Raw genomic sequence first — 12,510 nt, 5'->3', positions numbered from 1 at the left:
GGCATCGCACAGCATGGACCTGAATCTGAAGGACAAGGTGGTGATCGTCACCGGTGGCGGCAGCGGCATCGGTGCGGCCATCTCCATGGCGCTGGCGCGCGAAGGCGCAGTGCCGGTGATCTTCGGCAAGAACCCGCTCGACGAGCCCTTTGAAGAAGCGCTGCGTGCGCTGCAGCCGCGCGCGCGCTTTTTCCAGCTCGAGCTGATGGAAGAGGCCGCGTGTGCCGGGGCCATCGCGGACACCGCCACGGAGTTTGGCCGCATCGACGGGCTGGTCAACAACGCGGGCGTGAACGACAGCGTGGGGCTGGAAGCGGGGCGCGATGCCTTCGTTGCTTCGCTCGAACGCAACCTCATTCATTGCTACGTGATGGCGCACCACTGCCTGCCGCACCTGAAGGCCAGCAAGGGGGCCATCGTGAACATCTCGTCGAAGACGGCGATCACGGGGCAGGGCAACACCAGCGGCTACACGGCGGCCAAGGGCGGGCAGCTCTCGCTCACGCGCGAGTGGGCTGCTTCGTTGCTGGAAGACGGCGTGCGCGTGAACGCGGTGATCCCCGCCGAGGTGATGACGCCGCTCTACCAGCGATGGATTTCCGCCTTCGACGAACCCGACCGCAAGCTCGCCGACATCACCGACAAGATTCCGTTTGGGCGCCGCATGACGACGCCCGAGGAGATTGCCGACACCGTCGTATTCCTTCTCTCGGAGCGTGCCTCGCACACCACCGGGCAATGGGTGTTCGTGGATGGCGGCTACACGCATCTGGACCGGGCGCTGACCTGATCATTTCTTCGCCCCGATTGGAATTTCCCATGCGCCATTTCCTGGCTCTCGATTTGAAGGACGACCCGGCCCTGATCGCCGAATACGAGGCTTATCACCGCAATATCTGGCCCGAGGTGCGAGAGCATCTGAAGGCGCACGGCGTGATGGGCATGGAAATTCACCGGCTCGGCACGCGGATGGTGATGCTGATGGAAACGGACGACGCACGCTACGACGCCGATGCGATGGCGCTCGCGACGCGCAGCAATCCAAAGATTGCGGAATGGGAAGAACTGATGTGGAAGTTCCAGGCGCCTACGCCGTGGACGCCGGAGGGCGGGAAGTGGACTGCAATGACGCGGATATTCGCTTTGTAATCAAAAGATTCGAGTTTGATCCTATATTCGATATTCCTGTCCCGTGTTTACATTTGCTGGGCACAATGCCGGCATGCCCAACATTGCATCGATTCTTAAATCCGAGATTTCGCGCGTCGCCCGCAAGGAAGTTCGCGCGGAAATGGAAGCCCTCAAGAAGGCATCGGTTCATCATCGCGCAGCCATAGCGGCATTGCGTCGTCAGGTGAGTTCGCTGGAAAAAGAGCTGCGCAACGTCGCGAAAGGCTCGGCCCGCAGCGCACGCGCAAGCGAATCGGACGAGGCCGGCGACGAAGGCCCGAAGCGCCGGTTCAGCGCCGGCCGGCTGGCTGCCCATCGCGAAAAGCTGGGTATTTCCGCCGCTTCGTATGGAAAGCTGGTGGGCGTATCGGGCCAGACGATCTATCACTGGGAACAGGGCAAGGCCCGCCCCAGGGCCGCGCAGCTCCAGAGCCTTGCTGCCGTGCGCGGGCTGGGCAAGCAGCAGGTGGCCGAGCGGCTGGAAGCCGAGTAGCAGCAGCCCCGGCAACCGATCAGTGATCGTGATGCAGGTAGCTCGCCTGCCGCGGCAGCCTCAGGCTCACCAGGAAGGCGATGACCATCATCGCGCTCACGTACCAGAAGAAGGCCGACTCGTGTCCCAATGACTTGAGTCCGAGCGCCACGTATTCCGCCGAGCCGCCGAAGATCGCGTTCGCCACGGCATAGGCCAGCCCCACGCCCAGGGCCCGCACCTCGGGCGGGAACATTTCCGCCTTCACGATGCCGCTGATGGAGGTGTAGAAGCTCACGATGGCCAGTGCCACGATGATGAGCACGAAGGCCAGCACCGGACTCGTGGTGTGCTGCAGCGCGGTGAGTATGGGCACGGTAGCGAGTGCCCCGAGTCCGCCGAACAGCAGCATGTTGTTGCGCCGCCCGATGCGGTCCGACAGCGCGCCGAAGGCCGGCTGCATGCACATGTAGACGAACAGAGCCCCGGTCATCACGTAGCTGGCTGTCTTGATCGGCAGGTGCACCGTGTTCACCAGGTACTTCTGCATGTAGGTGGTGAAGGTGTAGAAGATCAGCGAGCCGCCTGCCGTGTAGCCCAGCACCGTGAGGAAGGCCGGCGTGTGGTGCCTGAAGAGGCCGGCGATGCTGCCGGCTTCCTTGTTCTTCTTCGCCTCGTCGGTCTGCGTCTCGTGCAGCGTGCGGCGCAGCAGCAATGCGACCACCGCCGCGATCGCGCCGATGACGAAGGGAACGCGCCAGCCCCATGCCTTGAGCTCGGCCTCGGTCAGCAGCTGCTCGAGCACCACGATCACCAGCACCGCGAGCAGCTGTCCGCCGATCAGCGTGACGTACTGGAACGACGAGAAGAAGCCGCGCTGGCCGCGCAGCGCCACCTCGCTCATGTAGGTGGCGGTGGTGCCGTATTCGCCGCCCACCGACAGCCCCTGGAACAGCCGGCAGACCAGCAGCAGGAAGGGCGCCCACGCGCCGATCTGCGCATAGGTCGGCAGGCAGGCGATGACGAGCGAGCCGCCGCACATCATCGTCACCGAGATCAGCATCGAGGTCTTGCGCCCGAGCCGGTCGGCAAGGCGGCCGAAGACCCAGCCGCCGATGGGACGCATCAGGAAGCCGGCCGCGAACACGCCCGCGGTGTTCAGCAGCTGCGCGGTGGGGTCGGACTTGGGAAAGAAGGCCGGCGCGAAGTACAGCGCCGAGAAGGCATACACGTAGAAGTCGAACCACTCGACCAGGTTGCCCGAAGAGGCCGCCATGATCGCGAAGACGCGGTGGCGCTTTTCTTCGGCCGTGTAGTGCGGGGGTGACGAGGCGGAGGCCGCTGGGCCTCCCGGGACAGGCGTGACTGCGCTCATGATGCCTTCTTGTGCCGCGCGGGCAATGTTGTTGTTTCCAAAACATTTTGCGCCGCCAAGGGGCTGTGGCGTGTCGGCCGATGTCGCATCGGCCTACCTCCGGAATGGCCTTCCGGAGGCGTCAGGGCAAGCTCAGAAAGTACCCGGCAGCAGGATGCTCGAATCGACGTCGTCGATGTTCGTGCGGCCGCAGAAGGCCATCGTGATGTCGAGTTCCTTCTGGATGATCTGCAGCGCGCGCGTCACGCCTTCCTGCCCGTAGGCACCCAGGCCGTAGAGGAAGCTGCGGCCGATGAGCGTGCCGCGTGCGCCCAGCGCGCGGGCCTTGAGCACGTCCTGCCCGCTGCGGATGCCGCCGTCCATCCACACCTCGATCTCGGTGCCCACCGCGTCGACGATCGCCGGCAGCGCCGCGATGGAGGAGGGCGCGCCGTCGAGCTGACGCCCGCCGTGGTTCGACACGATGAGCGCGTCGGCGCCGCTGGAGGCCGCCAGGCGCGCGTCTTCCACGTCCATCACGCCCTTGAGGATGAGCTTGCCGCCCCAGAGCTTCTTGATCCACTCCACGTCGGCCCAGCTCAGCGCGGGGTCGAACTGCTCGGCGGTCCACGACGAGAGCGACGACAGGTCCTTCACGCCCTTGGCGTGGCCCGCGATGTTGCCGAAGGTGCGGCGCTTGGTGCCCAGCATGCCCATGCACCAGCGCGGCTTGGTGGCCAGGTTGATGAGGTTCTTGATGGTGGGCTTGGGCGGCGCGGTCAGGCCGTTCTTGATGTCCTTGTGGCGCTGGCCGAGGATCTGCAGGTCCAGCGTGAGTTGCAGAGCGGTCACGTTGGCGGCCTTGGCGCGCTCGATCAGGCGCTCGATGAAGTCGCGGTCCTTCATCACGTAGAGCTGGAACCAGAAGGGGTGCCGATCGGTGTTCTCGGCGATGTCTTCGAGCGAGCAGATGCTCATGGTCGACAGCGTGAACGGAATGCCGAAGGCCTTGGCCGCGCGGGCGCCGAGGATCTCTCCGTCGGCGTGCTGCATGCCGGTGAGTCCGGTGGGCGCGATGGCCACGGGCATCGCGGTTTCCTGGCCGGCCATGGTGGTGCGCAGCGAGCGGCCTTCCATGTTCACGGCCACGCGCTGGCGCAGCTTGATCTTCTGGAAGTCGCTCTCGTTGGCGCGGTAGGTGCCCTCGGTCCATGCGCCGGAGTCGGCGTAGTCGTAGAACATCTTCGGCACGCGCCGCTTGGCGATCACCCGGAGGTCTTCGATGCTGGTGATCTTGGAAAGGTCGGACACTGGCGGTCTCCTGGCTGGTTCTTGTGGATCGGCGAAGGCTAACCGGCCATTATCTGCAGGCGCCTTGCGGCGGCATCTGAAAAGAACCGGGCCCGCGACTGAAAAGAATTCAGGCAGCCCACTTCATTCGCGCAGCGCGTCGCGCAGCCATTCGGCGAAGGTCGCGCACTCCCAGCGCTCCATGGTGCCGGGCCTCCAGCACAGGAAGTAGGCGTTGGGCGAGGGCACGCTGCGCGTCGACAGCCGCACCAGCCGTCCGTTGTCGAGCCAGGCGCTGCCCAGGCGCAGATGCATCAGCACCACGCCGAAGTCTTCGGCCGCCGCATCGAGTGCCAGCCCGAGGTCGTTGAACTGGTGCCCCGTGGCCGGCTCGGGCAGGCCTACGCCGCAGGCCTTGAACCAGGTGCGCCACGATTCCAGCGGCGTGCGCAGCAGTTGCGCGCGCGACACCTCGGCATCGGTGGCAAAGCCGTCGAAGGGGCCGTGGCGTTCCAGGTAGGCTGGGCTGCACACCGGCGAGACCTCGTCGGCCAGCAGCTGGAAGAACTCGCGGTCGTGAAAGGGGCCGGTGCCGAAGCGCAGCTCGAGGTCGGCATCTTCCACCGTGGTGTTGCGCACCGGCGTGGTCACCTGCAGCATCAGCTCGATGTTCGGGTACGCGTCGCGGAAGCGGGCGAGCCTCGGCAACAGCATCTGCCGCGAGAAGGTCGGCGTGACGGCCACGCGCAGCCGCCGCACCTGCGATTCGGGTTCGCGACCCGGCACCTGCTGCAGCGCAGCGATGGCCTCGCGCACGCGCGCCAGGTAGGCCATGCCGTCGGCGCTGAGGCTGAAGTCGCTGCCCACGAAGAACTTGAGCCCGAGCAGCAGTTCGAGCTGGCGGATGCGGTGGCTCACCGCGCTGGGCGTCACGGCGAGCTCTTCCGCTGCGAGGTTCACGCTGCGCAGCCGTGCGACAGCCTCGAAGGCCTGCAGGCCCTGTGTCGAGGGGAGACGCGGAGAAACCATCTTTTATCGGGAGGGGTAGCGGGGTAGGATGGTATCGAACGCTCCCGGTCCAGCCCTGACCGGGGCACCGGCTCTGAAGAATTTCCAACAACAAGGAGACGAGCGCATGGTCTGGCAACAGGTTTACAACCCCTTCGGCAACATGATCGTATCGACGGCGCTGGCCGCGATACCGGTGGTGGTGATGCTGGTGTGTCTGGGGCTGCTTCACATCAAGGCGCACTACGCGGCGGGGCTGGGCCTGCTGAGTGCCCTGGTCATCGCGGTGTTCGCGTTCGGCATGCCGGCCGACATGGCGGGCAAGGCCGCCTTTCTGGGCGGCATCAGCGGCCTGCTGCCCATCGGCTGGATCGTGCTGAACATCATCTTCCTGCAGCAGCTCACGCAGCAGAACGGCAGCTTCCAGATACTGCAGGACTCGATCGCGGGCATTACGGAAGACAGGCGCCTGCAGCTGCTGCTCATCGCATTCGCCTTCGGCGCCTTCTTCGAGGGCGCGGCGGGCTTCGGCACGCCGGTTGCGGTCACGGCGGCCATCCTCATCGGGCTGGGCTTTTCGCCGCTCGCGGCATCGGGGCTCTCGCTCATCGCGAACACGGCGCCCGTGGCCTTCGGCGCACTGGGCACGCCGGTCATCACGCTGGCCAAGGTGCATGGCTACGACCTGATGGCGGTCACCGCGATGATCGGGCGGCAGCTGCCATTCTTCTCGCTGCTGGTGCCGTTCTGGCTCATCTGGGCCTTCGCGGGGCGCAAGGGAATGATGGAGGTGTGGCCGGCCATTCTGGTGACGGGCGTGTCCTTCGCCATTCCGCAGTTCCTGGTGTCGAACTACATCGGGCCGGAGCTGGTGGACATCATCGCGGCCATCGTGTCCATGGCGTGCCTGATCGGGTTCCTGCGCGTGTGGAAGCCGAAGAAGGTCTGGACCTCGGTATCGCTCAAGGGACATGAAGCCGACAGCGGCGAGGCGGGGCCGGCCAACGCGCCCACCAGGCATTCGAACGCCGCCGTGATCCGCGCCTGGACGCCGTGGCTCATCCTCACCGTGTTCGTGTTCATCTGGGGCCTGCCGGTGGTGAAGACCTGGCTCAACGGCATCTTCGCGCCCAGCTTCCCCATCGACGGGCTGCACAACATGATCGAGAAGGTGGCGCCGGTGGTGCCCAAGCCGACGAAGGAAGGCGCGGTCTACCAGCTTCTGCTGCTCTCGGCTACGGGCACAGGCATCCTGGTGTCGGCCATCGTGGGCGGGCTGGTGATGAAGTACAACCCGATCCAGCTGGTGGCTGCCTATGGCCGCACGCTGTGGCTGGTGAAGTTCTCGCTGCTCACCATCGTGCTGATGCTCGCGCTGGGTACGCTCACGCGCTACTCGGGGCTGGACACCACGCTGGGCCTGGCCTTCGCCAACACGGGTGTGCTCTATCCCTTCTTCGGCACGTTGATGGGCTGGCTGGGCGTTGCGCTCACCGGTTCCGACACTGCATCGAACGTGCTCTTCGGCGGCATGCAGAAGGTGGCGGCCGACCAGCTGGGCCTGAGCCCGAACCTGATGGGCGCGGCCAACAGCTCGGGCGGCGTGATGGGCAAGATGATCGATGCACAGTCGATCGTGGTCGCCTCCACCGCCACGCGCTGGTTCAACCACGAGGGCGAGATTCTTCGCTACGTGTTCTTCCACTCCATCGCGCTGGCCTGCCTCGTGGGCTTGTACGTGACCTTGCAGGCCTACGTGTGGCCGTTCACGCTGATGGTCGTGAAGTAGCGGGCAGCGTGGCCGCCAGCGCCTGAAGCAGCCAGCGCAAGTCGTCGACCGCTTCGCGTGCCTGCGCGGCGCCGCCGATCTGCGCCTTGACGATGGCGCCGTCGACGCCCAGTGCGGCGGCTTGTGCAACCGCCATGCGGCGCGAACCCTCCAGTGATTCCGGCAGCAGTCCGGCGATGACCTCGACCATCTCGCGCTTGTGTTCGCGCGAGATGTCGCTTGCGCCGTTCACGCTGCCGCCCACCTCGACCACCGAGTTGATGAAGGCGCAGCCGCGGAACGTCGGATCGGCGAACCACTCGGCCATTGCATCGGCAAGCACCTCCAGCGCCTGGCCGCCGCCGATGCGCTGCTGGGCGCCGAGCCGGCCGAGCGCGTCGACGAACCACGCCATCCAGAGGCCATGGCGATGGTCGAGGAAGGCGCGCACCAGGTCGTCCTTCGACGGGAAGTGCCGGTAGAACGTGACCTTGGTGACGCCAGACGCGGCGATGACGCGGTCGATGCCGGTGGCGCGGATGCCGTCGGCGTAGAAGAGGTCGTGCGCAGTGCGGAGGATGCGTTCGCGCGCGGGGAGTTCGGAGATGGAGGAGATGTCCATGGCGTGATTGTAGGCATGTAGACAGGTCTGTCTACATGTGGCACATTGCCACGCATTCCTCTTCAACTTCAATCGAAAGAACCGCCATGGAATCACGCCCACCGCTGCCGCCCTTCACCCTCGAATCCGCCACCAAGAAAGTCCAGGCAGCCGAAGACGCCTGGAACTCGCGCGACCCGGAGCGCGTGAGCCTGGCCTACACGCCGGATACCGAATGGCGCAATCGCGCCGAGTTCGTCAACGGCCGCGAGCAGGTGGTCGAGTTCCTGTCGCGCAAGTGGGTGCGTGAGCTCGACTACCGGCTGAAGAAGCAGCTCTGGGCCTTCATGGACAACCGCATCGCGGTGCGCTTCGAGTACGAATGGCACGACGACGCTGGCCAGTGGTATCGCAGCCATGGCAACGAGAACTGGGAATTCGCGGAGAACGGCCTGATGCAACGGCGCTTCGCGAGCATCAACGACCAGCCCATCGAGGAATCGGACCGCAAGTTCCACTGGGCGCGCACCTGAGCCTCGGCGAGGGCGGGTGCCTCCGGGCACGGCTGTTGCTTGCTTTTGGTGCATGGAGACGCCCGTACTGAACCCCACCGCCAGCCACCCGCTCTGGCAGCACCAACTCGGGCTGCTGCTGGAGTCGACGGGCGAGGGCATCTTCGGCATCGACCTCGACGGCCATTGCATGTTCATCAACAGGGCCGGCGCGCAGATGCTCGGCCATGAGGTGCGCGACGTGCTCGGCTCCAACATGCACGAGCTCACGCACCATTCGCACCCCGACGGCTCGCATTACGCCGACACCGATTGCCCGATCTTCAACGCCTTCCGGCGCGGCCTGCCGTGTCGCATCGACACCGAGGTGTTCTGGCGCCGCGACGGCAGCGCCTTCGCGGTCGAGTATTCGAGCCACCCCATCATGGACGGCACGCAGGTGCGCGGCGCCGTCATCACCTTCGTCGACATCACCGAGCGCCGCCGTCAGGCCGAGGCGCTGCAGCAAGCCAAGGACGAGCTCGGCCTGCGCGTGCAGGAACGCACCCGCGAGCTCAGCGACGCGCTGGCGCAGCTGCGCGAGCTTTCCGCATGGCTCGACAAGGTGCGCGAGGACGAGCGCACCCGCATCGCGCGCGAGGTGCACGACGAGCTCGGCAGCCTGCTGGTGGCGCTGAAGATGGACGTCAACTGGATCGGCAAGCGCCTCGGCGAGCAGCAGGAGCGCACGCCCGATGCGGCGCAGGCCATGCGCGAGCAGATGCGCTGCAAGTGCACGAACATGAGCCAGCTCATCGAGCGCGCGGTGGACAACGTGGGGCGCATCATCACCGACCTGCGCCCCAGCATCCTCGATCACCAGGGGCTGTGGGCCGCGCTGGAGTGGCAGGCGCACGAGTTCGTGCAGGCCGCCGAGCTGGCGCTGGACTGGCGCGTCGACGTGCCGCCAGGCGTGGAGCTGCCGGAGCCCGCCGCCATCGCGGTGTTCCGCATCTTCCAGGAGATGCTGAGCAATGTCGGGCGCCATGCGAAGGCGAGCAGTCTCGACATCCGCATCGGTGTCGAGCAGGGGCGGCTGAGCATCGGCGTGCGGGACGACGGTGTGGGCGCACCGGCACAGGCCTTCGAGGCCGCCACCTCCTACGGCGTGCTCGGCATGCGCGAACGCGCGCGCCACTTCGGTGGGCGCATCGACATCGAGAGCCGCGTGGGCGAGGGAAGCACCTTCCGCCTGCACCTGCCGCTGCCCGTGGAGGCCTGAGATGAGCGACATCCGCGTACTCATAGGCGACGACCACCGCATCGTGCGCGAGGGCCTGAAGCAGATGCTGGGCGACCTCTCCAACGGCCTGCCCGCCATGGCCGTGCGCGCCGAGGCGCAGACCGGTCCCGAGGTGCTGGAAGCCGTGCAGGCGCTGGGCGGCCCCGAGGGCCTCGACGTGGTGCTGCTCGACATCGCCTTGCCCGGCCGCGACGGCCTCGACGTGCTGCAGGCGCTGCGCAAGCAGTGGCCCACGCTCCCGGTGCTGATGCTCAGCACTTATCCGGAGAAGCAGTACGCGGTGCGCTGCATCAAGCTGGGCGCCTCGGGCTATCTCAACAAGAGCGCCGATGCCGACGACATGGTCGGCGCGGTGCGCAAAGTCGCGGCCGGCGGGCTCTACGTGTCGGCGGCCACTGCCGAGGCGCTGGCCACTGCCGTGGGCCGTGGTGCCGGGCAGGGCGCAGAGATGCTCTCGCACCGTGAGCATCAGGTGTACCGGCTGCTCAGCGCGGGGCACAGCGTGAGCGAAATCGGTGCGCAGCTGGGCCTGGCGCCCAACACCGTGAGCACCTATCGCGCGCGCATCCTCGAGAAGACCGGCACCAAGAACGATGTGGAGCTGGCGTTGTATGCCGAGCGCCACGGCAAGCAGGGCACATCCGGTTGAGGTCGGGCTGAAAACGCGGCCGGCCTGCACCGGCTTGTAGTGCCAGCCCTACAAGGCCTCGACATCGGCGGCACGATCTGAAGCCGCAAGCTCTGCAAGGGCTCCTGCAGAGCCTTTCCGGCCCGGCGCTTGCAACGGTCGATGCATCTTTCCAACAAGGTGCACACCATGTCCAGCCCGCACGAACCGACCGCCTGCGATCCCTACGATGCCGACCGGCCATTGAACATGCGCTGCGCCTGCGGGCGCGTGCACGGCGCCGGTGTGCTGCCCGAAGACAAGCTCGAGGCCAGCCTCATGAAGGCGCTGTTCCCCGTCGACAGCGTGCGGCGCGGCTTCCTGCGCGCCGTGGGCGCGGGCACTGCGCGCGCCGCCATCGCCTCGGTGTTTCCGCTCGGTGCGCTGCAGGCCATGGCGCAGGAGAAGGCACCGCTGGAGAAGACGAAGCTGAAGATCGGCTTCATTCCCATCACCTGCGCCACGCCGCTCATCATGGCGCACCCGCTGGGCTTCTATCAGAAGCAGGGCCTCGACGTGGAGGTGGTGAAGACGGCGGGCTGGGCGCTCATCCGCGACAAGATGCTCAACAAGGAGTACGACGCCACGCACTTCCTGTCGCCGATGCCGCTGGCCATCTCGATGGGTGCGGGCTCCAACGCGGTGCCCATGAATGTCGCGACCATCCAGAACACCAACGGGCAGGCCATCACGCTGGCCAACAAGCACAAGGACAGGCGCGACCCCAAGACCTGGAAGGGCCTGAAGTTCGCCGTGCCCTTCGAGTACAGCATGCACAACTTCCTGCTGCGCTACTACGTGGCGGAAGCGGGCCTGAACCCCGACACCGACATCCAGATCCGCGTGGTGCCGCCGCCGGAGATGGTGGCCAACCTGCGCGCCGGCAACATCGACGGCTACCTCGGCCCCGATCCGTTCAACCAGCGCGCCGTGTTCGAGGAGATCGGCTTCATCCACCTGCTCACCCGGGAGCTGTGGAACGGCCACCCCTGCTGCGCTTTCGGAACCTCGGCCGAGTTCATCGAGAAGAACCCCAACACCTTCGCCGCGCTGGTGCGCTCGGTGCTCACCGCCTCGGCCATGGCGCGCGAGCCGAAGAACCGCGAGCTCATCGCCAAGGTGATCGCGCCCGCGCAGTACCTGAACCAGCCCGAGACCGTGCTGACGCAGGTGCTCACCGGCAAGTTCGCCGACGGGCTGGGCAACATCCGCACCGTGCCCGACCGCGCCGACTTCGACCCCATTCCGTGGCAGTCGATGGCCGTGTGGATGCTCACGCAAATGAAGCGCTGGGGCTACGTGAAAGGCGACATCAACTACAGACAGATCGCGGAGAAGGTCTTCCTGCTCACCGACGCGAAGAAGCGCATGAAGGACCTGGGCCAGGCCGTGCCCGATGGGGCGTACCCCAGGTTCACCATCATGGGCAAGGTGTTCGACCCTGCGAAGCCCGACGACTACGTCAAGAGCTTCGCCATTGCGAAGATGGCCTGAGTCATGCCGAAGAAGGCTCTTTCGTTCAGGGCGGCGCTGGTGTCGCTGCTGATGTTCCTGCTGCTGGTGGGCGTGTGGCAGGTCGCGACTGCGCCGGCCGGTGGCGCCGCCGCCGCTTCAGGCATGACCGCCGAGCAGATCGAATACCAGAAGATGCTCGGCAAGGACCCGACGCAGGGCCAGGTGAAGAGCTCCGGCTTTCCCACGCCCGCCGAGATGGCGGCCACCGCGTGGAAGCACCTGTCGAATCCGTTCTACGACAACGGGCCCAACGACAAGGGCATCGCCATCCAGCTGGCCTATTCGCTGGCGCGCGTGGGCCTGGGCTTTGCGCTGGCGTGCGCGGTGGCGGTGCCGCTGGGCTTCGTCATCGGCATGTCGCCGCTGCTGCAGAAGGCCTTCGATCCGTTCATCCAGGTGCTCAAGCCGATCTCTCCGCTGGCGTGGATGCCGCTGGCGCTCTACACCATCAAGGAATCGTCGGTCAGCGGCATCTTCGTGATCTTCATCTGCTCGGTGTGGCCGATGCTGCTGAACACCGCCTTCGGCGTGGCCTCGGTCAAGCGCGAGTGGCTCAACGTGGCCAGCACGCTCGAAGTGAAACCGCTGCGCCGTGCGTTCCGCGTCATCCTGCCGGCGGCGGCGCCCACCATCCTCACCGGCATGCGCATCAGCATGAGCATTGCGTGGCTGGTCATCGTGGCGGCCGAGATGCTGGTGGGCGGCACGGGCATCGGCTACTTCGTGTGGAACGAGTGGAACAACCTGTCGCTCACCAACGTGATCTTCGCGATCCTGCTGATCGGCGTCGTGGGCATGCTGCTCGACCAGGCCTTCGCGGGCCTGCAGCGAAAGGTGACCTATGTGGAGTGAGCGCGCCGGTCTTCCGGCC

At 66.2% G+C, this 12,510-nt stretch carries 13 protein-coding genes; 9 read left to right on the top strand and 4 right to left on the bottom strand.

The annotated features are described in order from the left end of the window. Nucleotides 1-13 precede the first annotated feature (13 nt). The 3 genes from EJO71_RS05750 (at nt 14) to EJO71_RS05740 (ending at nt 1,663) form a co-directional block, all read left to right on the top strand. Nucleotides 14-790, top strand: coding sequence for an SDR family oxidoreductase (locus EJO71_RS05750; RefSeq protein WP_125947721.1), 777 nt, complete (start codon nt 14-16; stop codon nt 788-790). 29 nt (nt 791-819) lie between these two features. After that, nucleotides 820-1,149 (top strand): L-rhamnose mutarotase, encoded by a 330-nt coding sequence (locus EJO71_RS05745; protein ID WP_125947722.1) that lies wholly within the window; start codon nt 820-822, stop codon nt 1,147-1,149. Between the two features lie 73 nt (nt 1,150-1,222). After that, nucleotides 1,223-1,663 carry a helix-turn-helix transcriptional regulator gene (locus EJO71_RS05740; protein ID WP_125947723.1) on the top strand — a complete coding sequence of 147 codons (441 nt, stop codon included), beginning with the start codon at nt 1,223-1,225 and terminating at the stop codon, nt 1,661-1,663. A gap of 19 nt (nt 1,664-1,682) precedes the next feature. Here EJO71_RS05740 and EJO71_RS05735 read toward each other — a convergent pair whose 3' ends face one another. The 3 genes from EJO71_RS05735 to EJO71_RS05725 form a co-directional block, all read right to left on the bottom strand. Continuing rightward, the gene (locus tag EJO71_RS05735) at nt 1,683-3,017 is read right to left on the bottom strand and encodes an MFS family transporter (protein WP_125947724.1); all 1,335 of its coding nucleotides are present in this window, start codon (nt 3,015-3,017) and stop codon (nt 1,683-1,685) included. Between the two features lie 132 nt (nt 3,018-3,149). Beyond that, entirely contained in the window at nt 3,150-4,307 is a 1,158-nt protein-coding gene (locus EJO71_RS05730; protein ID WP_125947725.1) for an alpha-hydroxy acid oxidase, read from the bottom strand. A gap of 123 nt (nt 4,308-4,430) precedes the next feature. Then, complete coding sequence (locus EJO71_RS05725; RefSeq protein WP_125947726.1) at nt 4,431-5,315, bottom strand: LysR substrate-binding domain-containing protein; 885 nt, start codon at nt 5,313-5,315, stop codon at nt 4,431-4,433. A gap of 106 nt (nt 5,316-5,421) precedes the next feature. Between EJO71_RS05725 and EJO71_RS05720 the strand changes: the two genes are divergently transcribed. Then, nucleotides 5,422-7,083 (top strand): L-lactate permease, encoded by a 1,662-nt coding sequence (locus tag EJO71_RS05720; protein WP_125947727.1) that lies wholly within the window; start codon nt 5,422-5,424, stop codon nt 7,081-7,083. Here the strand turns inward: EJO71_RS05720 and EJO71_RS05715 are convergent. Further along, the gene (locus EJO71_RS05715; RefSeq protein WP_125947728.1) at nt 7,061-7,684 is read right to left on the bottom strand and encodes a TetR/AcrR family transcriptional regulator; all 624 of its coding nucleotides are present in this window, start codon (nt 7,682-7,684) and stop codon (nt 7,061-7,063) included. The genes EJO71_RS05720 and EJO71_RS05715 overlap by 23 nt on opposite strands. Before the next feature lie 86 nt (nt 7,685-7,770). Here EJO71_RS05715 and EJO71_RS05710 point away from each other — a divergent pair, with 86 nt between their 5' ends. The 5 genes from EJO71_RS05710 to ntrB all read left to right on the top strand — a co-directional run bounded on the left by EJO71_RS05710 (nt 7,771) and on the right by ntrB (nt 12,491). Next, nucleotides 7,771-8,196, top strand: a complete 426-nt coding sequence (locus EJO71_RS05710; protein WP_125947729.1) for a nuclear transport factor 2 family protein — start codon at nt 7,771-7,773, stop codon at nt 8,194-8,196. 52 nt (nt 8,197-8,248) lie between these two features. Continuing rightward, nucleotides 8,249-9,436, top strand: a complete 1,188-nt coding sequence (locus EJO71_RS05705; protein ID WP_125947730.1) for a PAS domain-containing sensor histidine kinase — start codon at nt 8,249-8,251, stop codon at nt 9,434-9,436. 1 nt (nt 9,437) lies between these two features. Continuing rightward, the gene (locus EJO71_RS05700; RefSeq protein ID WP_125947731.1) at nt 9,438-10,106 is read left to right on the top strand and encodes a response regulator transcription factor; all 669 of its coding nucleotides are present in this window, start codon (nt 9,438-9,440) and stop codon (nt 10,104-10,106) included. A gap of 168 nt (nt 10,107-10,274) precedes the next feature. Further along, complete coding sequence (locus EJO71_RS05695) at nt 10,275-11,618, top strand: CmpA/NrtA family ABC transporter substrate-binding protein (RefSeq protein ID WP_125947732.1); 1,344 nt, start codon at nt 10,275-10,277, stop codon at nt 11,616-11,618. A 3-nt stretch (nt 11,619-11,621) separates the two neighbouring features. Continuing rightward, on the top strand, nt 11,622-12,491 hold the full coding sequence (gene ntrB, locus EJO71_RS05690; protein WP_125947733.1) for a nitrate ABC transporter permease: 870 nt from the start codon (nt 11,622-11,624) through the stop codon (nt 12,489-12,491). The last annotated feature ends 19 nt before the right edge of the window (nt 12,492-12,510 follow it).

It is taken from the genome of Variovorax sp. 679, from assembly GCF_003952185.1.
GTDB lineage: Bacteria > Pseudomonadota > Gammaproteobacteria > Burkholderiales > Burkholderiaceae_C > Variovorax.
Note: the sequence above shows the minus strand (reverse complement) of the source record. Positions and strands in the feature narration are given on the sequence as shown.

What these genes read in the sequence shown, in the direction of transcription:
- EJO71_RS05735 (WP_125947724.1), bottom strand. Translation starts at nt 3,017, where the DNA reads ATGAGCGCAGTCACGCCTGTCCCGGGAGGCCCAGCGGCCTCCGCCTCG.
- ntrB (WP_125947733.1), top strand. Translation starts at nt 11,622, where the DNA reads ATGCCGAAGAAGGCTCTTTCGTTCAGGGCGGCGCTGGTGTCGCTGCTG.
- EJO71_RS05720 (WP_125947727.1), top strand. Translation starts at nt 5,422, where the DNA reads ATGGTCTGGCAACAGGTTTACAACCCCTTCGGCAACATGATCGTATCG.
- EJO71_RS05700 (WP_125947731.1), top strand. Translation starts at nt 9,438, where the DNA reads ATGAGCGACATCCGCGTACTCATAGGCGACGACCACCGCATCGTGCGC.
- EJO71_RS05710 (WP_125947729.1), top strand. Translation starts at nt 7,771, where the DNA reads ATGGAATCACGCCCACCGCTGCCGCCCTTCACCCTCGAATCCGCCACC.
- EJO71_RS05715 (WP_125947728.1), bottom strand. Translation starts at nt 7,684, where the DNA reads ATGGACATCTCCTCCATCTCCGAACTCCCCGCGCGCGAACGCATCCTC.
- EJO71_RS05705 (WP_125947730.1), top strand. Translation starts at nt 8,249, where the DNA reads ATGGAGACGCCCGTACTGAACCCCACCGCCAGCCACCCGCTCTGGCAG.
- EJO71_RS05750 (WP_125947721.1), top strand. Translation starts at nt 14, where the DNA reads ATGGACCTGAATCTGAAGGACAAGGTGGTGATCGTCACCGGTGGCGGC.
- EJO71_RS05745 (WP_125947722.1), top strand. Translation starts at nt 820, where the DNA reads ATGCGCCATTTCCTGGCTCTCGATTTGAAGGACGACCCGGCCCTGATC.
- EJO71_RS05695 (WP_125947732.1), top strand. Translation starts at nt 10,275, where the DNA reads ATGTCCAGCCCGCACGAACCGACCGCCTGCGATCCCTACGATGCCGAC.
- EJO71_RS05725 (WP_125947726.1), bottom strand. Translation starts at nt 5,315, where the DNA reads ATGGTTTCTCCGCGTCTCCCCTCGACACAGGGCCTGCAGGCCTTCGAG.
- EJO71_RS05740 (WP_125947723.1), top strand. Translation starts at nt 1,223, where the DNA reads ATGCCCAACATTGCATCGATTCTTAAATCCGAGATTTCGCGCGTCGCC.